Annotated in this window: 21 protein-coding genes; 12 read left to right on the forward strand and 9 right to left on the reverse strand. The window is 72.4% G+C overall.

Annotated elements, in window-relative coordinates; translation table 11 throughout:
- Nucleotides 1-173 precede the first annotated feature (173 nt).
- Both GGQ91_RS13000 and GGQ91_RS13005 read left to right on the forward strand, forming a co-directional pair.
- Entirely contained in the window at nucleotides 174-551 is a 378-nt protein-coding gene (locus tag GGQ91_RS13000) for a hypothetical protein (protein ID WP_043379694.1), read from the forward strand.
- 331 nt (nucleotides 552-882) lie between these two features.
- Nucleotides 883-1212 (forward strand): hypothetical protein, encoded by a 330-nt coding sequence (locus tag GGQ91_RS13005; RefSeq protein ID WP_043355615.1) that lies wholly within the window; start codon nucleotides 883-885, stop codon nucleotides 1210-1212.
- A gap of 67 nt (nucleotides 1213-1279) precedes the next feature.
- Here the strand turns inward: GGQ91_RS13005 and GGQ91_RS13010 are convergent, their stop codons facing one another.
- The 5 genes from GGQ91_RS13010 to pabB all read right to left on the reverse strand — a co-directional run bounded on the left by GGQ91_RS13010 (nucleotide 1280) and on the right by pabB (nucleotide 5515).
- Nucleotides 1280-1819 carry a YciE/YciF ferroxidase family protein gene (locus GGQ91_RS13010; RefSeq protein ID WP_043756791.1) on the reverse strand — a complete coding sequence of 180 codons (540 nt, stop codon included), beginning with the start codon at nucleotides 1817-1819 and terminating at the stop codon, nucleotides 1280-1282.
- A gap of 352 nt (nucleotides 1820-2171) precedes the next feature.
- Complete coding sequence (locus tag GGQ91_RS13015; protein WP_182592168.1) at nucleotides 2172-2678, reverse strand: DoxX family protein; 507 nt, start codon at nucleotides 2676-2678, stop codon at nucleotides 2172-2174.
- On the reverse strand, nucleotides 2675-3538 hold the full coding sequence (locus GGQ91_RS13020) for an aminotransferase class IV (protein ID WP_182592169.1): 864 nt from the start codon (nucleotides 3536-3538) through the stop codon (nucleotides 2675-2677). Before GGQ91_RS13020 ends, GGQ91_RS13015 begins: the two co-directional genes overlap by 4 nt.
- Nucleotides 3525-4130, reverse strand: a complete 606-nt coding sequence (locus GGQ91_RS13025) for an anthranilate synthase component II (RefSeq protein ID WP_043379680.1) — start codon at nucleotides 4128-4130, stop codon at nucleotides 3525-3527. Before GGQ91_RS13025 ends, GGQ91_RS13020 begins: the two co-directional genes overlap by 14 nt.
- The gene (gene pabB / locus GGQ91_RS13030) at nucleotides 4127-5515 is read right to left on the reverse strand and encodes an aminodeoxychorismate synthase component I (RefSeq protein ID WP_043379677.1); all 1389 of its coding nucleotides are present in this window, start codon (nucleotides 5513-5515) and stop codon (nucleotides 4127-4129) included. The genes GGQ91_RS13025 and pabB overlap by 4 nt, the downstream gene beginning before the upstream one ends.
- A gap of 376 nt (nucleotides 5516-5891) precedes the next feature.
- Between pabB and rimO the strand changes: the two genes are divergently transcribed.
- The 3 genes from rimO to GGQ91_RS13045 all read left to right on the forward strand — a co-directional run bounded on the left by rimO (nucleotide 5892) and on the right by GGQ91_RS13045 (nucleotide 8868).
- Nucleotides 5892-7253, forward strand: coding sequence for a 30S ribosomal protein S12 methylthiotransferase RimO (rimO, locus tag GGQ91_RS13035; RefSeq protein ID WP_043379826.1), 1362 nt, complete (start codon nucleotides 5892-5894; stop codon nucleotides 7251-7253).
- 143 nt (nucleotides 7254-7396) lie between these two features.
- Entirely contained in the window at nucleotides 7397-8479 is a 1083-nt protein-coding gene (gene dinB / locus GGQ91_RS13040; RefSeq protein ID WP_043350672.1) for a DNA polymerase IV, read from the forward strand.
- 161 nt (nucleotides 8480-8640) lie between these two features.
- The gene (locus GGQ91_RS13045; protein ID WP_182592170.1) at nucleotides 8641-8868 is read left to right on the forward strand and encodes a hypothetical protein; all 228 of its coding nucleotides are present in this window, start codon (nucleotides 8641-8643) and stop codon (nucleotides 8866-8868) included.
- 51 nt (nucleotides 8869-8919) lie between these two features.
- Here GGQ91_RS13045 and GGQ91_RS13050 read toward each other — a convergent pair whose 3' ends face one another.
- The 3 genes from GGQ91_RS13050 to GGQ91_RS13060 all read right to left on the reverse strand — a co-directional run bounded on the left by GGQ91_RS13050 (nucleotide 8920) and on the right by GGQ91_RS13060 (nucleotide 10848).
- Nucleotides 8920-9120, reverse strand: a complete 201-nt coding sequence (locus tag GGQ91_RS13050; RefSeq protein ID WP_043350668.1) for a hypothetical protein — start codon at nucleotides 9118-9120, stop codon at nucleotides 8920-8922.
- A 112-nt stretch (nucleotides 9121-9232) separates the two neighbouring features.
- The gene (gene pncA, locus GGQ91_RS13055; protein ID WP_053608238.1) at nucleotides 9233-9859 is read right to left on the reverse strand and encodes a bifunctional nicotinamidase/pyrazinamidase; all 627 of its coding nucleotides are present in this window, start codon (nucleotides 9857-9859) and stop codon (nucleotides 9233-9235) included.
- Nucleotides 9860-9870: 11 nt separating this feature from the next.
- The gene (locus tag GGQ91_RS13060) at nucleotides 9871-10848 is read right to left on the reverse strand and encodes a quinone oxidoreductase family protein (RefSeq protein ID WP_043379664.1); all 978 of its coding nucleotides are present in this window, start codon (nucleotides 10846-10848) and stop codon (nucleotides 9871-9873) included.
- 212 nt (nucleotides 10849-11060) lie between these two features.
- Between GGQ91_RS13060 and GGQ91_RS13065 the strand changes: the two genes are divergently transcribed.
- The 7 genes from GGQ91_RS13065 (at nucleotide 11061) to GGQ91_RS13095 (ending at nucleotide 20323) form a co-directional block, all read left to right on the forward strand.
- Nucleotides 11061-11357: an FAD assembly factor SdhE gene (locus GGQ91_RS13065; RefSeq protein WP_043351869.1), complete on the forward strand. Its 297-nt coding sequence runs from the start codon at nucleotides 11061-11063 to the stop codon at nucleotides 11355-11357.
- 25 nt (nucleotides 11358-11382) lie between these two features.
- Entirely contained in the window at nucleotides 11383-11613 is a 231-nt protein-coding gene (locus GGQ91_RS13070; protein ID WP_043351867.1) for a hypothetical protein, read from the forward strand.
- 271 nt (nucleotides 11614-11884) lie between these two features.
- Complete coding sequence (mfd, locus tag GGQ91_RS13075; RefSeq protein WP_053608239.1) at nucleotides 11885-15481, forward strand: transcription-repair coupling factor; 3597 nt, start codon at nucleotides 11885-11887, stop codon at nucleotides 15479-15481.
- 148 nt (nucleotides 15482-15629) lie between these two features.
- Nucleotides 15630-16958: an AmpG family muropeptide MFS transporter gene (locus GGQ91_RS13080; RefSeq protein WP_053608240.1), complete on the forward strand. Its 1329-nt coding sequence runs from the start codon at nucleotides 15630-15632 to the stop codon at nucleotides 16956-16958.
- A gap of 190 nt (nucleotides 16959-17148) precedes the next feature.
- Nucleotides 17149-18525 (forward strand): tlde1 domain-containing protein, encoded by a 1377-nt coding sequence (locus GGQ91_RS13085; RefSeq protein ID WP_053608241.1) that lies wholly within the window; start codon nucleotides 17149-17151, stop codon nucleotides 18523-18525.
- 125 nt (nucleotides 18526-18650) lie between these two features.
- Nucleotides 18651-19700 (forward strand): HpcH/HpaI aldolase/citrate lyase family protein, encoded by a 1050-nt coding sequence (locus GGQ91_RS13090; protein WP_043756806.1) that lies wholly within the window; start codon nucleotides 18651-18653, stop codon nucleotides 19698-19700.
- Between the two features lie 269 nt (nucleotides 19701-19969).
- The gene (locus GGQ91_RS13095) at nucleotides 19970-20323 is read left to right on the forward strand and encodes an endonuclease domain-containing protein (protein WP_182592171.1); all 354 of its coding nucleotides are present in this window, start codon (nucleotides 19970-19972) and stop codon (nucleotides 20321-20323) included.
- A gap of 7 nt (nucleotides 20324-20330) precedes the next feature.
- Here the strand turns inward: GGQ91_RS13095 and GGQ91_RS13100 are convergent, their stop codons facing one another.
- Nucleotides 20331-21314 (reverse strand): GlxA family transcriptional regulator, encoded by a 984-nt coding sequence (locus GGQ91_RS13100; RefSeq protein WP_043756811.1) that lies wholly within the window; start codon nucleotides 21312-21314, stop codon nucleotides 20331-20333.
- Nucleotides 21315-21334 lie beyond the last annotated feature (20 nt).

Raw genomic sequence — 21334 nt, forward strand, 5'->3', positions numbered from 1 at the left:
TCGCGAGATCCGCGACCGGGACCTTCGTCTGTCCGCGTTCGAGCGGCGCTGTCAGGCCGCGCCGCTCGAACGCCCGCGGCCCGATCTGCGGGCTCGTCGCGGCGGATCCGCCGGGCTCCGCAACGGTGATCCGACGCGTTGGCGTTCCGGCCGCCGGGCGTTAAACCCGCGCCATGTTCGATGATGCAGCCGCTCAGCGCTATCTCGCGGGACTGGCTCCCGTGGCGGCGGGATCGGTGCGCTGGCTCATCTACGATCACGACCGGCAATGGGTCTCGGTCGTTGACGGCAATCTCGTGTCCCTGCGGCAGGATTGCCTGCATGTCCTCGGCGCCTCCGCGGAGGCGGACGCCACCGCGTCCCTCGTCGATGCGATCCGCGACTTCCTCGCCGAAGGGACGGATCGCACCCCGCAGATCGTCGCCCTCTCGTGCGCCGTGCTGATGCAGAGCGTCGGGGATCTCGACGCGGTATTCGATCGGATCCGGTCCGGCGTCATGGCAACCCTCGTCTATGCCGAGGACGTCGTGGTCAGGCCCGTCGCCGCGTAGGGCAAATCGGCACTGCCCGTCCTCGCCGCCCGGCACTCCGGCGACGGCGGCCTTCGCGGCAGCCGGGGGCGGCTTGATCCCGCGAGGCACCCGCGCTCTCGACAAGGGGCTTCCGGGCGCGCGTCGGCGGACCGCCGACGCCGGGATTCCCGCTCCGGACGCGCCGGCTCGGATTGAAGGAACCTCCCCCGTCCAGGTTCCGAGGCCGAGCGGTGCCACGTTCCTGATCGACCGCGCCGCGATCCGCGCCGGGGTTACCCGCGGCGATCCTCCGCGGCTCCCCGGCGCGCCGAGGGCTCGACACGGGGCGGTCCGCGGATATGTTCCGCGCATGCGCTTCGCCCTGCCCGTCCTCGCCGCCCTCGCTGTCACCGCCGCCCTGTCCCGGCCCGCCGCGGCCGAGACGGTCGTCCAGGAGCGGTTCGGCTGCCACAGCCAGGAGGTCACCGACCGCCTGTTCAAGCTGGTCATGGCGGGCGACGAATCCGGGTTCGGGCAGTTGCTGAAGGGCAGCCTCGCCAGCGGCGAGTGCCGGTCCTTCAAGCCCGGCGAGGAAGTCCGGCTCGAGTCCCGGACGATGAGCTACGGCTGCCTCGCCCTGAAGGACGCGCAGGACCGCTGCTACTGGACGCCGCTCAGCGCCATCGAGAAGGCGAACTGAGCCGGGCCCGGCCGGCGGGCGGCCCCGCTGTCCGGCACCCGCGAGGGGCGCCGGGCCCCGTGGGCGATCAGGCGCCCTTCTTGCCCTTGCCCTTCGCCGGTTCCGCCTCGCCCTCCCCGGCATCGGCCGCCGCGTTGATCGTCCCGGCGATCCGGGAGAGCAGCGCGTCGGTGGTCTTCTCCTCCTGCAGGGTCTCGTCCAGGAGCTTGGCGGCATCCGCGTAGCCGAGCTGCGCGGCCCAGGTCTTCAGGGTGCCGTAGCGGGCGATCTCGTAATGCTCCACCGCCTGGGCGCAGGCGGCCAGCACCGCGTCGGCCGCCGGGCTGCCCGCGAAGTCGTCGAGGTCTTCCTCCATCTCGGAGACGATCCCCTGCATCGCCTCGCAGGTCTTGGCCCGGGCCGGCTTGCCGATGATCTCGAAGACCTGCGTCAGGCGCTCCACCTGCTGGGCGCTCTCCTCCGCATGGGTCTCGAAGGCTTGGCGCAACGCGTCGTGCTCCGCCGCCTTGGCGGACTTCTTGAGCGCCTTCACCGACTGCTTTTCGGCATAGTAGACGTCCTTCAGGGTCTCATAGAAGGCGTCCTGCAGCGTTTTCTGCTTGGCCATGGCGGTCTGTCTCCGTTGAAGGGCCACCGTCGGTGTCGGCGGCCTCCTCGGTGAACCCCGGTCCGGCCGGCTGTATCCGGGCGATATCTTCGGCCTGTGGAGGAACCTTTCGGGGTTTTGGCGGCCGCCCCGTCCGGGCGCGTCTTCCGGCCGGATCCGGGCACAGGTAGTCGAGGGCGGTTTCGAAGGCGCCCCCCACCGCGTCGGGCAGAGACGGGCGGGTCCGGGTCGCGACGCGTCGGCCTGTCGTCCGCCGTTCGGGGCCTGGGGGCGGTCTTCCGGGCCGCCTGGCGGCCGGTCCATCGCCCGGGATCCTGTGATCAGGGCCTGCCGGGATCCGGGGATCCTGTGATCAGGGATCCCGGATGGGGGCCTGCGCGTCCCGTCCCGGTGGCGTCGGCGGGCGCTGCGGAGCGCGGGCGGTCCGGGGCGCGCCGCCGGCGGATCCGCGGTCCCCGACGAACGGCCAGTCGATCAGCCCGCCGGCCCAGAGCGCCGCCCAGACGAAGACCGGCTGAAACGCCAGGCGCGGGCCGTGGTACCACCAGGAATCCGGGATGCCGGCGATGGCGACGTGGTCGAAGGCGTGCTTGAGGTTCGCCGGGTAGACGCAGACCGCGTAGAGGGCGAGGCCGAGCGCGGCCGCCCGGCGGAACCGGCCCGTCAGCAGGCCGACGGCGCCGGCGATCTCGCACAGGCCGGTCGCCAGGATGACGAGCCGCGGCTGCGGCACCCAGTCGGGCATCAGCGGCAGCATCGCGTCGGTCGCCACGAGATGCACCACCCCGATGAAGGCGTAGAGGGCCGCGAGCCCGTAGCGGAGCCGGCGGCGGCCCGTCTCGACCGCTTGCCCGGTCACGCGACGGACTCCTCCGTCACCCCGCAGGCGCGGGCCACCGACTCGCGGAGCGCCGCCCTGAGGCGGACAACCGCCGGGTGCCCGAGGCTGGCGAAGGCCGTCTCGCCCACCGCCGTCACGGGGGCGAGGAGCCGCAGGGAATTGGTCAGGAACACGGCCTCGGCGCCCATCAGGTCGGGCAGGCTCAGCGACCGCTCCTCCGCCCGGAGCCCGCATCCGGCGGCGAGCGCCAGGATCTCCGCCCGCACGATCCCGGCGAGGACGCCGTCGGTCAGCGGCGGCGTCACCAGGATCTCCCCGAACAGGCCGAACAGGTTGCCGGTGCCCGCGCATGCGACGCGTCCCCGGGTGTTGCAGAACAGCGCCTCGTCGAACCCCGCCGCGGCGGCGTCGCGGGCGGCCAGCACCGCGTCGCCGTAGCCCAAGGTCTTCAGCCGGGCGGCCGGGGACGTGTCGTTGCGGGCGATCGAAGTCGGCCACAGGCGCAGGGGCGCGAAGGCCGCGCTGCGGGCGCTCGGCGCCGCGGTGGCGAACAGGGTCGGGCTCGGATCCTCCGGCGGCTTCAGGCCGCGTGGGCCGGAACCGCGGGTGAGGGTGGTGCGGATCGCGAGCCGCTCCCCGGTCCTGCTCCTCGCGCCGGCCAGCGCCCGCATGGCCTCCCGGATCCGGTCCGGCGCGGCGGGGATCCCCAGCGCGTCCGCGGAGGTCACGAGCCGGGCGATGTGGGCCTCCGCGAAGGCGACCCGGCCGCCCAGCGCCAGCGCCGTGTCGAACAGGCCGTCGCCCAGCGTCAGGCCGCGGTCGGTGAGGTCCAGCGGCGCGGTCGTCCCCGCGACGAGGGCGCCGTCACGCCACAGCATCGCGCTGTCCCTCCCGCCAGGCCCGGGCCAGCCCCAGAAAATTGGCGAACAGGGCGTGGCCGCCCTCGGTCAGGACCGATTCCGGGTGGAACTGGATGCCGTAGGTCGGGTGGGTCCGGTGCGACAGGGCCATCACCTCCCCCTCCTGCGAGACCGCGTCGACGGAGAGGTGCTTCTCCATCTCGGGGCCGGGGGTCACCACGAGCGAGTGGTAGCGCCCCACCGGCATCGGCGCCGGCAGCCCGGAAAACAGCCGCTCGCCCGTATGGGCGATCGGCGTCATCTGCCCGTGCAGGGGCCGCTGCGCCCGCGCCACCGTGCCGCCGAAGGCCGCGCCGATCGCCTGGTGGCCGAGGCAGACGCCGAGGATCGGCACCGCCCCCGACAGCTCCCGGATCGCCGGCAGGGAGATGCCGGCCTCCGCCGGGGTGCAGGGGCCGGGCGAGACCACCAGGGCCTCGGGGGCCAGCGCCCGGATGCCGGCGACGTCCAGGGCGTCGTTGCGCACGACCCGGACCTCCTCGCCCAGCTCCTCCAGGTAGCGGACGACGTTGAAGACGAAGGAATCGTAGTTGTCGAGGACGAGGATCATGCGAAGGCCTCGAAGACGCGGGCGGCCTTGGCGAGTGTCTCGTCGTATTCCGGGCCGGGCTCCGACAGCAGGGTCACCCCGCCCCCGGCCTGCAGGACCGCCTGTCGGTCGTCCATGAACACCGTGCGGATCGCGATCGCGGTATCGAGCGCCCCGTCGAAGCCGATCCGGCCGATGGCGCCGCAATAGAGTTCCCGGGCGTCGCCCTCGATCTCGGTGATGATGTCCATGGCGCGGATCTTCGGGGCGCCGGTGATCGAGCCCCCCGGGAAGGTCCCTTCCAGGAGGTCGAGGGCGTCGAGCCCGTCGCGGAGCTCTCCGGTCACCACCGACACCAGATGGTGGACGTTGGCGTAGGTCTCCAGGCCGCAGAGCGTCGGCACGGCGACGCTGCCCGGCGCGCAGACCCGGGACAGATCGTTGCGCAGCAGGTCGACGATCATGACGTTCTCGGCCCGCTCCTTCACGCTGGCCTGGAGCGCCTCGGCCGCCGCCCGGTCGGCCGCCGGGTCGTCCGAGGGGTTATCCGCGCGGCGGGCGGTGCCCTTGATCGGCCGGGTCTCCACGTGACGGCCGTCGAGGCGGATGAACCGCTCGGGCGAGGACGAGGCGACGGTCAGGCCCTCCAGCTCCAGATAGGCGCCGAAGGTCGCCGGGTTGGTGGCGCGCAGCCGCCGGTAGAGGGCGAACGGATCGAAGCCGGCCGGGAGATCGGCGGTGAAACGCTGGGCGATGTTGGCTTGGTAGATGTCGCCCGCCCGGATGTAGGCGCGGACCTTTTCGACAGCCTCTTCATAGGTTTGTCGGTCGAAGTTCGAGCGCCATGTGAGCGGCTCCGGCGCTCCGGCGGCGGCCGCGCTCGGGATCTCCGCGCCGCCGAGCCGGTCGGCGAATCGGGCGAGCCGCGCCTCCGCGCGGGCCTGCCGCTGGGCCGGTGCGGTCTCCGGGAACCCCGTGGCGACGAGCCGGCAGGTGCCCGCGGCGTGATCGATCACCAGGGCCGTGTCGTAGAAGTTCAGGGCGATGTCGTCGGTGAGCCCCGCCCGCCGGGCCGGCGGCGCCACCCGTTCCAGCGATGCCCCGAGGTCATAGGCCAGATAGCCGATCGCCCCGCCGGGGAAGGGTTCTTCGGCGTCCGGTTCGATCCGGTACGGCGCGAGGCACGCCCGCAGAGCCGCGAAGGGACCGCCCGGCACCGGATTTCCGTCGAGGGTCGCCCGCCCGTCGCGGTAGCGGAAGCGTGCGAACGGCTCGGCGGCCACGATCGAATGGCGACCCAGGGAGTCGTGCCGCATGGCACTGTCGAGGAAGGCGAGCCCGGGCAGGGCGCGCAGCCGGGCCGCCGCCGCGACGGGATCGATGAAGGGGATCTCTCGGGTCCACATGACCGGGTTCGGGCTGTTGTCCTGGGCGAGGGCGGGGCAGATCCTGTCACGCTGCCGTCGCACAGGCGATGCCGCGGGGGAAGCGGCAGTTGCACGCAGGGACCGCCCCGGGGGGCAGACAGGGCGTGCTTCCGACGCAGACCGCGTCCCCGCGGCTTCATGTGGGATGTCAGGGCAGGCGCGCAAAGTCCTGGTCAAACGGCCAAGTTTCCGGTTCTGCGTCAGCGGCGCGCGCCGGTCCGGTCACCCCTGCGGCGGCCGGTCTCGCGCGGCGGCGCGGGAGCTTGTATAGGAACCGCGATCCCGAATTCCCGTCCTCGCGCTTCGGGCGACCGATCCTCGGTTGCCCGCGCCGGGCCTGTCCGACCCGAATGCCATGACCGCCACGCCTGCTCCCCGCGGCCCCGCTTCCGGAGCCGAATCCAAAATCACGGCCCCCAAGATCTCGTTCGTGTCGCTGGGCTGCCCGAAGGCGCTGGTCGATTCCGAGCGGATCCTCACCCACCTGCGCGCCGAGGGCTACGAGCTGGCCCGCCGGCACGACGGCGCCGACGTGGTGATCGTCAACACCTGCGGCTTCCTCGATTCGGCCAAGGCGGAGTCGCTCTCGGCCATCGGCGAGGCCATGGCGGAGAACGGCCGGGTGATCGTCACCGGCTGCATGGGCGCGCAGCCGGAGGAGATCCGCGAGAAGTATCCGGATCTCCTGGCGGTGACCGGGCCCCAGGCCTACGAGTCGGTGGTGGCCGCCGTCCACGAGGCGGTGCCGCCGGCCCACGACCCGTTCCTCGACCTCGTGCCGCCGCAGGGGATCAAGCTCACCCCGCGCCACTACGCCTACCTGAAGATCTCGGAGGGGTGCAGCAACCGCTGCAGCTTCTGCATCATCCCGTCCCTGCGCGGGAACCTCGTCAGCCGCCCCGCCGCCGACGTGCTGCGCGAGGCCGAGAAGCTGGTGAAGGCCGGCGTGAAGGAGCTGCTCGTCGTCTCGCAGGACACCAGCGCCTACGGCGTCGACATCCGCTACGCCGAGAGCCCGTGGCGCGACCGGCAGGTCCGGGCCAAGTTCTACGACCTGACCAAGGAGCTCGGCGAGCTCGGGGCCTGGGTGCGGCTCCACTACGTCTACCCCTACCCGCACGTGGACGAGGTCATCCCGCTGATGGCCGAGGGCAAGGTGCTCCCCTACCTCGACATGCCGCTCCAGCACGCGAGCCCCTCGGTGCTCAAGCGCATGCGCCGGCCCGGCAACCAGGAGCGCCAGCTCGACCGGATCCGGAGCTGGCGGCAGACCTGCCCGGACCTCGCGATCCGCTCGACCTTCATCGTCGGCTTCCCCGGCGAGACCGAGGCCGAGTTCGAGGAGCTGCTGGCCTGGCTGCAGGAGGCCAAGCTCGATCGGGTCGGCTGCTTCGAGTACGAGCCGGTGGCGGGCGCCACCGCCAACGCGCTCGGCGACCTCGTGCCGCCGGCGGTGAAGGCCGAGCGCAAGCGCCGGTTCATGGAGACGCAGAACGGCATCGCGCTGCGGCTGCAGCGCGCCAAGGTCGGCAAGCGGCTGCCGATCATCGTCGATGCCGTCGAGGGCGGGGTCGCCCGGGGCCGGTCCAAGGCCGACGCGCCGGAGATCGACGGCACCGTCCACGCCGCCTTCCGGCGCCCGGTGCGGGTCGGCGACATCGTCACCGTGAAGATCGACCGGGCCGAGGCCTACGACCTCTACGGCAGCGTGGCGTAAGGCTATTCCCGTCTTCGCTGCGCTCGCGATGACGGGCGCGGGCCGGACTCCTGTTGAAGCCCTCTCCGACGCGGCTTGACCCCGCTGGCCCACCGCGGTCTTTGGAACAGAGCAGGAACTCACCGCGGATCTCCGAGGCGGCGATGGATCCGGAGGTCGCGCTCCGCAAGATCATCCACATCGACATGGACGCGTTCTACGCCTCCGTGGAGCAGCGCGACGACCCGTCCCTGCGCGGCAAGCCCCTGGCGGTGGGCGGCTCGCGGGAGCGGGGCGTCGTGGCGGCGGCGAGCTACGAGGCGCGCAAGTTCGGCGTGCGCTCGGCCATGCCGTCGGCCACGGCCCGGCGGCTCTGCCCGGACCTGCTGTTCGTGAAGCCGCGCTTCGAGGTCTACCGGGCGGTCTCGGAGGAGATCCGCGCGGTCTTCGCCCGGCACACGCCGCTCATCGAGCCGGTGGCCCTCGACGAGGCCTATCTCGATGTCACCGAGAACCTCCTGGGCCTGCCGACGGCGACGGCCGTGGCGAAGGCGATCCGGGCCGAGATCCTGGAGCGCACCGGGCTCGTGGCCTCGGCCGGGGTCTCGTACAACAAGTTCCTCGCCAAGGTGGCGTCCGACCACAGGAAGCCGAACGCCCTGTTCGTCATCACCCCCGCCATGGGGCCGGACTTCGTGGCCGAACTGCCGATCGGCCGGTTCCACGGCGTCGGTCCGGTCACCGAGGCGAAGATGAAGCGGCTCGGGATCGAGACCGGGGCGGATCTCCGCGCCTGGACGCCGGAGCGCCTGCGCGAGACCTTCGGCTCCGCGGGCGCCTACTACCACGCGGTCGCCCGGGGGATCGACGAGCGGCCGGTCCGCGCCCACCGGGTGCGCAAGTCGATCGGGGCGGAGACCACCTTCTCGGAGGATACGGCGGCCTTCGAGGTCCTGGCCGCCCGGCTGGCGCCGCTGTTCGACAAGGTCTGGGCGGGGGCCGAGGCCAAGGGGATGCGCGCCCGGACCGTGACCCTGAAACTGAAGTTCTCGGATTTCGCCCAGGTTACCCGGGCGAAATCGCTCACCGTTCCCGTGGCCGACCGGGCCAATCTGGAGCGGATCGGCCTCGACCTGCTCGCCGGCCTGTTCCCCCTGCGGCGCAGCGCGCGGCTGATCGGGGTGTCGCTGTCGGGCTTCGCGCAGGACGCGCCCGAGGCGCCGCTCCAGCTCGGGCTGGCGCTCTGACGGGGCGCCCCGTCGCGGGGCCCCGTCGCGCGGCCCGCGCTGATGCGACGCGGGATCGTCGTGCGGTCGCGCACGCCGGGCCCGCGCGGCCGCCCCCACATGGGATCCATCCGGCGCGGACCGGCATTTCCCGGGACCGCGCGCACCGAAGGGTCCGTCCCATGTCGAAGCCCGCCGTCCTGGCTCTGTCCGCCGCGCTCCTGCTGACCGTCCCGGTGGGCGCCGCCCGCGCCGACGGCGCCGCCGCCTTCGGGGCCGCCAACGCGGCGCAGCTCCTGGGCTACACCGCGAGCCCCGCCCAGCTCTACGTCCCGGCGAGTGGCCCATCCGCCGGGTTCGCGACCGGCCCGGCGCCCCAGCGGCCGAAGCCGCCGGCCCGCGCCCGCTGACCGGGATCGCCCGGGCCGGGCCGGCCCGGGCGTGCCGTCACCCCGGCTCGGTCAGGCGTTCTTGCGCGGCCGGTGGTCCGGGTCGACGCCGCCGTCGCGCTTCGTCTCGTTGTCGACGTCGCCCTCGAAGGTCGAATCCGCCTGCAGATCCGCCGGGTCGGCGCCGCTCATCCCCTTCGAGGTGCCGATCCCGGGATTGCCCTTGAGGTCGGCGTCCGTGGGCGTGTCGGTCTTCGGGTGCTTGCCTGACATGCTGGCTCCTGACTGGCATCCTGCCCGGATGCCGATGTCGGGCCAACGCGTCGGGGCGGGGGCGGTCTCCCGCGCGGCATGCGGCGGTTCGCCTCCCGCGCCCCGGGGGCGCTCAGCCGATCTGCGCCGCCGCGATCCGGCGGACGCCCGCCGCCTCCATCCGCGCCCAGGCCTGCGCCAGCGACCCGTCCACGTCGATCCCGCGCACCGCATCCTCCACCACGAGGACCTCGAAGCCGGCGTCGCGGGCGTCGAGCGCGCTCCAGGCGACGCAGAAATCGGTGGCGAGGCCGCACACGGCGACGCGGGTGATGCCGCGCTCCCTGAGCGCCCCCGCGAGGCCCGTGCGCGTGGCCCGGTCGGCTTCGAGGAAGGCCGAGTAGCTGTCGACCCGGGGATCGAGCCCCTTGCGCACCACTAGGCTCGCCCGGTCGGTGGCAAGCCCCGGCGCGAAGGTGGCGCCTCGGCTGCCCTGGACGCAGTGCCGGGGCCACAGCACCTGCGGCCCGTAGGGCAGCACGATGGTCTCGAACGGCGCCCGACCGGGATGGGTCTCGGCGAAGGAGACGTGATCCGCCGGGTGCCAGTCCTGCATCAGCACCACATGCCGGAAGCGGTGCTGGAGCGCGTTGATCGGCTCGACCACCGCGTCGCCCCCCGGGACGGGGAGCGCCCCGCCCGGCAGGAAATCGACCTGCACGTCGACGACGAGGAGCAGGTCGGCGTTGCCGGGCGTCACGGTCGCGGGCCTCAGGGCAGCATCACGATCGAGCCGGTGGTCTCCCGGCCCGCGAGGTCGCGGTGGACCTGCTGCGCCTCGGCCAGCGGGTAGGTGGCGTTCACCGCGATCTTCACCGCGCCGTCGCGCACCACCTTGAACAGGCGGGCGGCCGCCTCCTCCAGGGTGGCGCGGTCCGACGTGAAGGTCGCCAGCGTCGGGCGGGTCACGTAGAGCGAGCCGCGCGGGGCCAGCAGGCCGAGGTCGAGCCCGGTGATCGCCCCCGAGGCCGAGCCGAAGCTCGCCAGGAGGCCGAGCGGCGCGAGGCTGTCCAGCGAGCCCATCAGGGTCGCCTGCCCGACGCCGTCATAGACCACCGGCACGCCCTTGCCGCCGGTGATCTCGCGCACGCGCTTGGCGACATCCTCCTCGCGGTAGAGGATGACGTGGTCGCAGCCGTTCTGCTTGGCGAGTTCCGCCTTCTCGGGGCTGCCGGCGGTGCCGATCACGGTGGCGCCGAGGTGCTTGGCCCACTGGCAGGCGATCAGGCCGACGCCGCCGGCGGCCGCCTGCCACAGGATCGTGTCGCCGGGCTTCACCGCGTAGGTCCGGTGCAGCAGGTACTCGACGGTCAGGCCCTTGAGCATCATGGCGGCGGCGGTCTTCTCGTCGACCCCCTCGGGGATCGGCACGGCCGCGGAGGCCGGGATCACCGGCTCCTCGGCGTAGCAGCCGTCCGCCACCGAGCCGTAGGCGACCCGGTCGCCGGGCTTGAACTGCGAGACCCCCTCGCCCACCGCCGTGACGGTGCCGGCGCCCTCCTTGCCGGGGGTGTAGGGCATGTGCGGGGACTTGTAGGCGCCGGTGCGGAAGTAGATGTCGATGAAGTTGACGCCGATGGCGGCCTGCTTGACGCGGATCTGCCCGGGGCCGGGCTCGGCCAGGGGCACGTCCTCGAAGCGCATCACCTCGGGGCCGCCGTACTCGTAGACCCGGATCGCCTTCGGCATCGTCCTGCTCCCGCTCGCCGCCCCGTCCGGGGCGTTGCAGCCCGAGATAACGGAGCGCCCGCCGGAGGCAATTCGTTTTTGGGCCCCCGTACGCCGCCCGTGCGCCGGTTGTAACCCGCCCAGGGGCGCCGCCGTTCTGGATCCGCCGGTCCCGGGCGCCTATCTAGCCCTCGTCCCTGCTCCTGCCCTTCCTCAACCGAGGTCCGAGATCCATGTCCGGCACCACCCGCACGAGCGCCGACCTCGATCCGCGCCGCCGCCGCCTCCTCTACCGCGCCTGGCACCGGGGCATCCGCGAGATGGACCTGATCATGGGCCGCTTCGCCGATGCCGAGATCGGCGACCTGTCGGAGGCGGAGCTCGACCAGTTCGAGGCGCTGATCGAGGTGCCGGACCGCGACCTGTTCAAGTGGCTCACCGGCGAGGTCGAGACGCCGTCGAACTACGACACGTCGGTCTGGCGGCGGGTGCGGGCGTTCCACCGGCACGACGCGCCGATCCATTCCTGAGAGCGACCGGTCGAGAGTGCCCGCGATGGACGAACCCAAGCCCAACTACGATCACCCGGCCCGGTCGATCGCCACAGAGCTGGTGGTGCGGATCATGCTGGAGATGATGGAGCGCTCCGATCCGGCGCTCCGCGCCGAGATCCTGCGGCAGGCGACGGTGCGCGCCGGGGCGATGACCGAGCACATGCCCAACGCGGATTTCTTCCGCGGCCGGGTCGAGGCGGCGCTGGCGGAGATCGTCGGGCCGGACGCCTGAGGGGCGTGCGCCGGGGTATCCCCGGCCCCGATGCGGCGCGGGTCTCCTCTCCCATGCTGGAGAGGGGACCCGCGCGCCATCCTGGGCCCGGCTCACCGACGATCGGCCGCCCATCGGCGCAGGGCCGTTCCCTGCCGCGACGGAGCGTCCATATAGGCTCTGTCCCGCCGCCCGGCCGCCGCCGCCATGCTTTATCGCGGCGGCCCGATCGGCTAACGCCACCCGACCTCTACCCCTGACGCGCCCGGCGGGATTTCCCGCGAAAGACCCGATGGCCAAGCCTCAGCCGAAGCCCCCCGCCCCCGCCGCCAAGCCGCAGGTCGCGCGCTTCGCCCTGCCGAAATCCTCGGCGCTCGCCCGGGCGATCGACGCCCTGAAGCGCGGCGACAGCCCGGTCCTGGCGAACGCCCCGGAGGGCTTCGACGCGCTGGCGCTCGCCGACCTCGCCCGCGCCCTGGCGCCCACCGTCGACGCGCCGGCCGTGCTGGTCCACGTGGCGCGGGATTCCGGACGCTCGGCCTCGTTCCAGGCGGCGCTCGGCTTCGTCGCGCCCGAGATGGACGTGATGAGCCTGCCGGCCTGGGATTGCCAGCCCTACGACCGGGTCTCGCCGACCACGGCCACGGCCGCCGCCCGGATGACGGCGCTCGCCCGCCTCGCCCGCACCCGCTCCGCCGAGGACCGCCCGCGGATCCTCTGCACCACGGTCAACGCCCTGGTGCAGCGGGTTCCGCCCCGCACCCACATCGCCAAGGAGGCGTTCTCGGCGGCGATCGGCAACGTCGTGTCCATGGACGACGTGGTCGCCTGGGTCGAGGCCAACGGCTTCCTGCGGACCGGCACCGTGCGCGACACCGGCGAGTATGCGGTGCGCGGCGGCATCCTCGACCTGTCGCCGCCGGGCTTAGCCGCGCCGATCCGCCTCGACTTCTTCGGCGACACGCTGGAATCGATCCGCGCCTTCGATCCGGAGACGCAGCGCACCACCGGGCAGCTCCGCTCGCTGGACCTGATGCCGATGAGCGAGGTCCAGCTCACCACCGAGACGATCCGGCGCTTCCGCCAGGGCTACATCCAGAGCTTCGGCGCGGCGACCCGGGACGACCGGCTCTACGAGACCGTGAGCGAGGGGCGCCGCTACGCCGGCCTCGAGCACTGGATGCCGCTGTTCTACGACCACCTCGACACGCTGTTCGACTATCTCGGCGGCGTGCCGCTGGTCTTCGACCCGCAGGTCGAGGACGCCGCCGCCGAGCGGATCAGCCTCGTCCAGGATTATTACCAGGCCCGCGAGGGCGCGATGAAGACGCCGCAGGCCGGCGTCGCTCCCTACAAGCCGCTGCCGCCCCGGGCCCTCTACCTGACGCCGAACGAGCTGAAGGAGCGGATCGCCACCGCCACGGTGGCGCGGCTGACGCCCTTCGCGCAGCCCGAATCCGCGGAGCGCGCCGTGATCGATTGCGGCGCCAAGGCCGGGCGGAGCTTCGCCCCCGAGCGGGCCGACGAGAATGCCAGCGTGTTCGACGCCGCGGTGGCGCATATCCGCGACCTCCAGGGATCCGGTCATCACGTGATCCTGGGCGCCTGGTCCGACGGATCCCGCGACCGGCTCTGCGGCGTGCTCACCGACCACGGCCTCAAGAAGCCGGTGGCGATCACCCGGCTCACCGACGTCTACGCGCTCAAGCGCGGCACCGACGCGGCAGTGGCCGTCTGGGGCCTGGAGGCGGGCTTCACCGCGGGCGAGCTGGCCGTCGTCTCCGAGGGCGACATCCTGGGTGACCGGCTGGTCCGCCAGAAGCGCAAGGCCAAGCGGCCCCAGGACGTGATCCTGGAGGTGCAGGCGCTCCAGCCCGGCGACCTCGTGGTCCATGCCGACCACGGCATCGGTCGGTTCGTCGGCCTCAAGACGATCCACGCCGCGGGTGCCCCGCACGATTGCCTGGAGCTGCAATACACCGGCGGCCTGCTGCTGCTGCCGGTGGAGAATATCGAGCTCCTGACCCGCTACGGCTCGGAGGATTCCGAGGTCGCCCTCGACCGGCTCGGCGGCGGCGCGTGGCAGGCCCGCAAGGCCAAGATGAAGCGCCGCATCCTCGAGATGGCGGGCGAGTTGATCAAGGTCGCGGCCCAGCGCTTCGTCCGGAAGGCGCCGGCCCTCAAGGCGCCGGAGGGGCTCTACGGGGAATTCGCCGCCCGCTTCCCGTTCGAGGAGACCGAGGATCAGGCCAACGCGATCGACGCGGTGCTGGACGACCTCAATGCCGGCCGGCCGATGGACCGGCTGGTCTGCGGCGATGTCGGCTTCGGCAAGACCGAGGTGGCTTTGCGCGCCGCCTTCGCGGCGGCGATCTCCGGCAAGCAGGTGGCGGTGATCGTCCCCACGACGCTGCTGGCCCGCCAGCACTACCGGACCTTCGCGGAGCGCTTCAAAGGATTGCCGGTCCAGGTGGCGCAGCTCTCCCGCTTCGCCTCCGCCGGGGAGATGAAGCAGACGCGGGCGGGGCTCATCGCCGGCACGGTCGACATCGTGGTCGGCACCCACGCTCTCTTGGCCAAGAACATCGCCTTCAAGGATCTCGGCCTGATCATCGTGGACGAGGAGCAGCATTTCGGCGTCGCCCACAAGGAGCGGCTGAAGGCGCTCCAGGCCGACGTCCACGTGCTGACGCTGTCGGCGACGCCGATCCCGCGCACGCTCCAGCTCGCCATGACGGGGGTGCGCGAGCTCTCGATCATCGCGACGCCGCCGGTGGACCGGCTGGTGGTGCGCACCTTCGTGACGCCCTTCGACCCGCTGACCATCCGGGAGGCCCTGCTGCGCGAACGCTACCGCGGCGGCCAGTCCTTCTACGTGGTTCCCAGGATCGAGGATCTGGCGGAGGTCAAGAAATTCCTCGACGCCGAGATGCCCGAGATCAAGGTCGCGGTGGCCCACGGCCAGATGGCGGCGGGCCAGCTCGAGGACGTGATGACGGCCTTCTACGAAGGCAAGTTCGACGTGCTGCTCTCGACCACGATCGTGGAATCGGGCCTCGACATCCCCACCGCCAACACGCTGATCGTCCACCGGGCCGACATGTTCGGGCTGGCCCAGCTCTACCAGCTGCGCGGCCGGGTCGGGCGCTCGAAGGCCCGGGCCTACGCGCTGTTCACGACCCCGGCGAACCGCCAGCTCACCGCCCAGGCGGAGCAGCGCCTCAAGGTGCTCCAGAGCCTCGACACCCTGGGCGCGGGCTTCCAGCTCGCGAGCCACGATCTCGACATCCGCGGCGCCGGCAACCTGCTCGGCGACGCGCAGTCCGGCCACATCAAGGAGGTCGGCTACGAACTCTACCAGCAGATGCTGGAGGACGCGGTGACGGCGCTCAAGGCCGGCATCGAGGACGTGCCCGAGGAGGCGTGGTCGCCGACCATCGCGCTGGGCGCCCCGGTGACCATCCCGGAGACCTATGTGGAGGATCTCGGCGCGCGGCTCGCGCTCTACCGGCGCCTCGCCACCCTCCAGGACGATGCCGAGATGGAGAGCTTCGGCGCCGAACTCATCGACCGGTTCGGGCCGCTGCCGCCGGAGGTGGAGCAACTCCTCAAGATCGGCACGATCAAGATCCTCTGCCTCAAGGCGAATGTCGAGAAGGTCGAGGCCGGGCCGAAGGGCGTGGTGGTCCATTTCCGCGACCGCTCCTACGCCAACCCGCAGGGGCTCGTCGCCTACGTGGCCGAGCAGGCCTCCTTCGCGAAGGTGCGGCCCGACATGAGCGTCGTGTTCGTGCGCGAGCTGAATACGGTCCCGGCCCGGCTCAAGACCGCCACCGAGGTGCTGCGCAGCCTCGTGAAGATCGCCGAGCGGGGGAAGAAGGCGGCGTAACGATCCGCCCGATAGACTCCCTCATCCTGAGGTGCCCGCGTCAGCGGGCCTCGGCACCTCAGGATGAGGGGGCAGGTGTGAAAGCCGTGTGTGTTGCAGCGCCCGCCCATCTCTGCTCTCTCCGTCGCGAATCCCAGGAGACGCGTGGATGGCAAACCCGGCCGCAGCCAGCGCCCCGTCCGATCCGGCAAGATCCGAGAAAAACGCCTTCCTCACCCCCCTGTTCACCGACCGGCGCGTCGCCGCGGTGCTCGGGCTCGGCTTCGCGCAGGGCATCCCGTTCCTGCTCGTCTACGCGACCCAGTCGGCGTGGCTCGTCCAGGCCAAGGTGCCGCTCGCCACGATCGGGCTGATGAGCGAGCTGACCATCGCCTACAAGCTCAAGTTCCTCTGGGCCCCCTTCCTCGACCGCCACGACGCGCCGCTCATCGGCCGCTGGCTCGGGCGGCGCCGGGGCTGGATCGTCGCCACGCAGATCCTGGTGGCCCTGGCGCTGGCCGGCGTCGCCTTCGGCGATCCGGCCCACTGGCTCGCCTGGACGGTGGCGTTCTCCCTGGCGCTCGGCGTGGCCGGCGCCACCCAGGACGTGGTGATCGACGGCTGGCGCATCACCGCCGCGCCCCCGGAGCGGCAGGCGCTGATGTCGTCGTGGTCGGAGATCGGCTACCGGATCGGCAACCTCGCGGCGGGCGCCGGCGCCCTCTACCTGTCCGACGCCTATGGCTGGCGCGCCGCCTACCTGTGCATGGCCGCCCTGATGGCCCCCGGCACGATCGCGGCCCTGCTCGCCCCCGAGCCCCCCGCCCCCGAGACGCCCGCCACCGGCGGCTTCGTCGAGACCGTGTGGGCGCCGATCCGCGACCTCCTCGCCCGGCTCGGGCCGCTGGCCGTGCCGGTGCTGGCGCTGGTCGCGGGCTTCCGGATGCCCGGCTACGTCTCGAACGCCATGGCGATCCCGCTGTTCAAGACGCTCGGCTACTCCAACACCGACATCGCCACCGTGACGAAGCTGTTCGGCTTCTGGATCGCGCTGGGCGGCACCTTCCTGGCGAGCGCCATCATCCCGCGGATCGGCATGATGGCGAGCCTGCTGATCGGCACCGTGACGGCCTCGGCCTCGCACCTCGCGCTGGCCTATCTCGCGTGGCACGGCGGCCATGGCGGGGCGGCGTTCTGGACCTTCGCGCTGACCGTGGGGATCGACGGCTTTGCCTACGCCTTCGCGTCGATCGTGCTGATCACCTACATGTCGCGGCTCTCGGCGACCGCGCACGCGGCGAGCCAGTACGCCCTGCTCACCTCGCTCTGCGCCCTGCCGGGCAGCCTGCTCGCCGGGTTCTCGGGCTTCGTGATCGAGCGGACCGGGTTCACGTGGTTCTTCGTCGGCACGTCCCTGATCGGCGTGCCGGTGGCCCTGCTCTGCCTGCTGGTCGCGCGCCGCCACGGGCCCATGGACACGCCCGGACAGGCGATCTGAGGCTGTGTCCCAACACGGGAACGCGCGCGGAAACTGTCTCTTTAGCGGGGATTAACCACAGCACGGCTTAATGGGGTGGACGGTTGATGTCCTCCCCAGACGGGCGACCCAGGCCACGTGCGCGGAAACAAGCTTTCGCGGGCGAACGGCGGCGGCTGCCCACGGGGAAGCGCGTACGCGAGTTCCCCGAATGGCCCAGGCTGCGTTGTCCCAAGCCGCGTTCCAGACCGCGTATCCGAGCGCGGCGCCCCTGCGCCGGGCGCCGCCGCGCATCACCTACGTCGAGACCGTCTACGATCCCGTCATCCGCACCCGGGCACCCTACCCGAGCGCCATGCGGCGCGCGCGCCGCCGCGCCCGGCTGACGGCGCTCATCTCCCTGACGGGCATAACCCTGGCCGGCTGGGCCGTGTTCAGCCACCCGCAGGGGCCGGCCCGGATCGACCAGCAGACCGTCGCCGCGACCGGGGCGATGTCCGGGCTCCCGCCGGTCGCCGCCCCGATCCGGCACGCCGCTCGCAACGCCGCGCCGAAGCCGAGCATCGCCTGGATGCTCGATCCGAGCCCGGCGCTGGGCTCCGGTTCCGCGACGGCCTTCGGCGAGGCCCCGCCGACCGCCACCTTCCAGATCGCCCGTGCCGAGCCGTCCCCGGCGATCCGCGAGATCGCCCGGCAGGTTGCCCGGGCCGAGCAGTCCAAGGCCGCGCAGACGGCCGAGCAGGCCCAGATCCGGATGGCCCAGAGCCGGATCGCCCAGGCCAAGATGGGCGAGACGACCGCGGAGGCGCCGGCCGCCCCGGTCCGGATCGCCGCGGCCGAGCCCACGCCCGCCGCCCTCGCGCCCGCCTCCGTCCTCGTGCCGCTGCCGGTGTCGCGTCCGCCCGAGCTGCGGCGTGCGCCCGCGGTCCCGGCCACGCGGGTGGCGACCCGCGCCCTGCCCCGGACCCGCGACGTGTTCCGCGCCGCGATGGCCGAGGAGCCGTCCTTCTTCGAGAAGCTGTTCGGCGTCGGTTCCGCGGCCCCGTCACAGGACAGCCGCCAGGAGCCCCGTCAGGCGCTGGCCTATGCCAGCCCGGACGCCCTGCCGCAGGAGGCGCCGCGCACCCGGATCAGCCCGGAGCCCGATTCGGTGGCCGGCACGGCCGTCTACGACATCACCGCCCGCACGGTGACGCTGCCCTCCGGCGAGGTGCTGGAGGCCCATTCCGGACTCGGCGAGGCCATGGACAACCCGCGCTACGTCCACCTGCGCATGCGCGGCTCGACGCCGCCCGGCACCTACACGCTGACCGAGCGCGAGCGCCTGTTCCACGGGGTCCGGGCGATCCGCCTCAACCCGGTGGGCGGCAGCGCCGCGATCCACGGCCGCGACGGCCTGCTGGCCCACACCTACATGCTGCGGCAGCCCGGCGCCTCGAACGGCTGCGTCTCCTTCCGCGACTACAACCGCTTCCTGCAGGCCTTCCTGCGCGGCGAGGTCCGGCGCCTCGTGGTGGTGGCCGGCAGCGAGGCCGGCGGCATCCTCAACCGGATCGGCCTGGCCGGGCGCCGCGGCAGCCGGGGCTGAAGCGCGACAGGGTTGACGACCGCCTGAGCCGAAAGTTCGAGACTTCTTCGGCGCGGCGCGGCTTTACGCGCCCGCCCCAGCTGCCTTAACGGGGCTCAGACGCCAGCCCTGACAAGAGGCACCCGATGAAACTGCCCCGCCGCTTCTTCCAGCCCCTCGCCACCGGCGCGCCGGCCCCGTTCCGCGAGCTGCCCGTGCGGCTGGAGCGGATGATCCACTTCGTGCCGCCCCACAACGACAAGGTCCGCGCCCGGGTGCCGGAGCTCGCCGGCACGGTCGACGTGGTGCTGGGCAACCTGGAGGACGCGGTCCCGGCCGACCAGAAGGAGGCGGCCCGCAAGGGCTTCGTGGCGATGGCCCAGGCCACCGACTTCGCCGCCACCGGCACCGGCCTCTGGACCCGGATCAACGCCCTCAACTCGCCCTGGATTCTCGATGACCTGTTCACGATCGTGGCCGAGGTCGGCGACAAGCTCGACGTCGTGATGGTGCCCAAGGTCGAGGGGCCGTGGGACATCCACTACATCGACCAGCTCCTCGCCCAGCTCGAGGCGCGCCACGGCGTGACGAAGCCGATCCTGGTCCACGCGATCCTGGAGACCGCCGAGGGCGTCGCCAACGTCGACGCCATCGCGTCGGCCTCGCCGCGGATGCACGGGATGAGCCTCGGGCCGGCGGATCTCGCGGCGTCCCGCGGCATGAAGACCACCCGGGTCGGCGGCGGCCACCCGGATTACCGGGTGATCGCGGACCCGGCGGGCGACGCGCCCCGGGCCAGCGCCCAGCAGGACCTCTGGCACTACACCATCGCCAAGATGGTCGACGCCTGCATGGCCAACGGCATCAAGGCGTTCTACGGCCCGTTCGGCGACTTCTCCGACGGCGCGGCCTGCGAGGCGCAGTTCCGCAACGCCTTCCTGATGGGCTGCGCGGGCGCCTGGACGCTGCATCCGAGCCAGGTGGCGATCGCCAAGCGGGTCTTCGCGCCGGACCCGGCCGAGGTGGCCTTCGCGGCCCGGATCGTCGAGGCCATGCCGGACGGCACCGGCGCCGTGATGCTCGACGGCAAGATGCAGGACGACGCCACCTGGAAGCAGGCCAAGGTCATCGTGGATCTCGCCAAGCTGGTGGCCGCGAAGGATCCGGAGCTGGCGGCGGTCTACAAGCTGGGGTGAGCGGCTGCCGAGTGCGCCCCCCTGTTGATTACAGATCGGTGTCCGCAAGCCACGACGTGCCCCCTCTCCCGTGCGGGAGAGGGTTGGGGTGAGGGATCAGGTTTTTCCGGATAGGTCGCACCCCTCACCCTGTCCCTCTCCCGAACGGGAGAGGGGACCCGCGCTCTGTTCTGAGCCGGTGGCAAGGAATTCAAGCTGGAGGTGGCCCCGCACAAGCGATGTGCCAGTAACCTCGCCTGGACTCGCAATCACCCTTTCGGGCCAGTCCAGTGATCAAGTCGACCCCGCGAGCCCGAAGCCTGCGCCGCACCCAGACATCCGCCGAGGCCAAGCTCTGGCGCATTCTGCGAAACCGCGCCCTGAACGGCTGGAAATTCCGCCGCCAGCACCCGATCGACCGATACATCGTCGATTTTGCCTGCATAGAGGCCAAACTCATCGTCGAAGTGGACGGGGCAACGCATTCCACGGATGCCGAGCTCGTCCGAGACGCCATGCGGACCGAAATCCTCGAATCTTTCGGCTTCGCCCTGCTCCGCATCCCGAACGCGGACATCCACGACCATCGCGACGGCGTGCGCGAGACGATCCTGGCGGCCCTCGAACGCCGCGACACGGTCTAGTCCCCCCTCACCCGCCGAACCGCGCCCGATACGCCTGCGGCGTCGCCGCGACGTGCCGCAGGAAGCTGCGCCGCAGCGTCTCCTCGGAGCCGAAGCCGCAGGTCCGGGCGATGCGCTTCACCGGCTGCGCCGTCTCGGCGAGCGCCCGCCGGGCCGCCTCCACCCGCAGGCGCTCCACGGCCTTGGCGGGGGTGAGGCCGGTCGCCTCCAGATAGTGCCGGCTCAGGCTGCGCGCGCTCATCCCGGCCGCCGCGGCCAGCGCCGGCAGCGACAGGTCGCCGGACAGGTTGTCCGCCATGAAGGCGTGGAGCCGCCCGAACCGCTCCTCGCCCGCCTGCAGGGCCAGCGCCGCGCTGAACTGCGCCTGCCCGCCGGGGCGCTTGAGGAACATCACGAGGTGGCGCGCCACCGCCAGGGCGGTCGCGCGGCCGAGATCCTCCTCGACCAGCGCCAGGGTCAGGTCGATGCCCGCCGTGACCCCCGCCGAGGACCAGACCGGGCCGTCGCGCACGAAGATCGGGTCGGGCTCGATCCGGGCGCGCCGGTAGCGCGCGGCGAGCGCGCCGCAATGCTTCCAATGGGTCACGGCCCGCCGCCCGTCGAGGAGCCCCGCCGCTCCGAGCAGGAACGCGCCGGTGCAGACCGAGGCGACCCGGCGGGCCCGGCCCGCCCGGGCCCGCACCCAGGCCACCAGGGCGGCGTCGTCGCAGGCCGCGACGACGCCGGGGCCGCCCGCGATCACCAGCGTGTCCACCGGCGCCGCGAGATCCGGCAGCGGGTCGGCCACCAGCCGCAAGCCCGCCGAGGCGGTGAGCCCCGGGTCGCCGGCCGCGATCACCCGCGGCGCGTATGGGGTCCCGGCGCCGCCGTGCTCGTTGGCGGTGGCGAAGACCTGGAGCGGCCCGGCCACGTCGAGGAGCTGCACCGACGGGAAGGCCAGCACCTCGACCGGTCGCGGCGGATCTGGCGAGAAACGAGGGCTCTTTGGCATTTCAGCCAGATCCTGACGCG

Origin of the sequence: Methylobacterium fujisawaense (genome assembly GCF_014138435.1) — a bacterium.
In the GTDB taxonomy this organism is placed as follows: domain Bacteria; phylum Pseudomonadota; class Alphaproteobacteria; order Rhizobiales; family Beijerinckiaceae; genus Methylobacterium; species Methylobacterium fujisawaense.

Excerpts from the sequence above, each read along its gene's own strand:
- GGQ91_RS13070 (WP_043351867.1), top strand. The coding sequence starts at position 11,383 with ATGGACGAACCCAAGCCCAACTACGATCACCCGGCCCGGTCGATCGCC.
- GGQ91_RS13065 (WP_043351869.1), top strand. The coding sequence starts at position 11,061 with ATGTCCGGCACCACCCGCACGAGCGCCGACCTCGATCCGCGCCGCCGC.
- GGQ91_RS13080 (WP_053608240.1), top strand. The coding sequence starts at position 15,630 with ATGGCAAACCCGGCCGCAGCCAGCGCCCCGTCCGATCCGGCAAGATCC.
- GGQ91_RS13090 (WP_043756806.1), top strand. The coding sequence starts at position 18,651 with ATGAAACTGCCCCGCCGCTTCTTCCAGCCCCTCGCCACCGGCGCGCCG.
- GGQ91_RS13085 (WP_053608241.1), top strand. The coding sequence starts at position 17,149 with ATGGCCCAGGCTGCGTTGTCCCAAGCCGCGTTCCAGACCGCGTATCCG.
- GGQ91_RS13005 (WP_043355615.1), top strand. The coding sequence starts at position 883 with ATGCGCTTCGCCCTGCCCGTCCTCGCCGCCCTCGCTGTCACCGCCGCC.
- GGQ91_RS13050 (WP_043350668.1), bottom strand. The coding sequence starts at position 9,120 with ATGTCAGGCAAGCACCCGAAGACCGACACGCCCACGGACGCCGACCTC.
- pabB (WP_043379677.1), bottom strand. The coding sequence starts at position 5,515 with ATGTGGACCCGAGAGATCCCCTTCATCGATCCCGTCGCGGCGGCGGCC.
- GGQ91_RS13020 (WP_182592169.1), bottom strand. The coding sequence starts at position 3,538 with ATGCTGTGGCGTGACGGCGCCCTCGTCGCGGGGACGACCGCGCCGCTG.
- GGQ91_RS13025 (WP_043379680.1), bottom strand. The coding sequence starts at position 4,130 with ATGATCCTCGTCCTCGACAACTACGATTCCTTCGTCTTCAACGTCGTC.
- GGQ91_RS13010 (WP_043756791.1), bottom strand. The coding sequence starts at position 1,819 with ATGGCCAAGCAGAAAACGCTGCAGGACGCCTTCTATGAGACCCTGAAG.
- GGQ91_RS13060 (WP_043379664.1), bottom strand. The coding sequence starts at position 10,848 with ATGCCGAAGGCGATCCGGGTCTACGAGTACGGCGGCCCCGAGGTGATG.
- GGQ91_RS13000 (WP_043379694.1), top strand. The coding sequence starts at position 174 with ATGTTCGATGATGCAGCCGCTCAGCGCTATCTCGCGGGACTGGCTCCC.
- GGQ91_RS13045 (WP_182592170.1), top strand. The coding sequence starts at position 8,641 with ATGTCGAAGCCCGCCGTCCTGGCTCTGTCCGCCGCGCTCCTGCTGACC.
- dinB (WP_043350672.1), top strand. The coding sequence starts at position 7,397 with ATGGATCCGGAGGTCGCGCTCCGCAAGATCATCCACATCGACATGGAC.
- GGQ91_RS13100 (WP_043756811.1), bottom strand. The coding sequence starts at position 21,314 with ATGCCAAAGAGCCCTCGTTTCTCGCCAGATCCGCCGCGACCGGTCGAG.
- rimO (WP_043379826.1), top strand. The coding sequence starts at position 5,892 with ATGACCGCCACGCCTGCTCCCCGCGGCCCCGCTTCCGGAGCCGAATCC.
- mfd (WP_053608239.1), top strand. The coding sequence starts at position 11,885 with ATGGCCAAGCCTCAGCCGAAGCCCCCCGCCCCCGCCGCCAAGCCGCAG.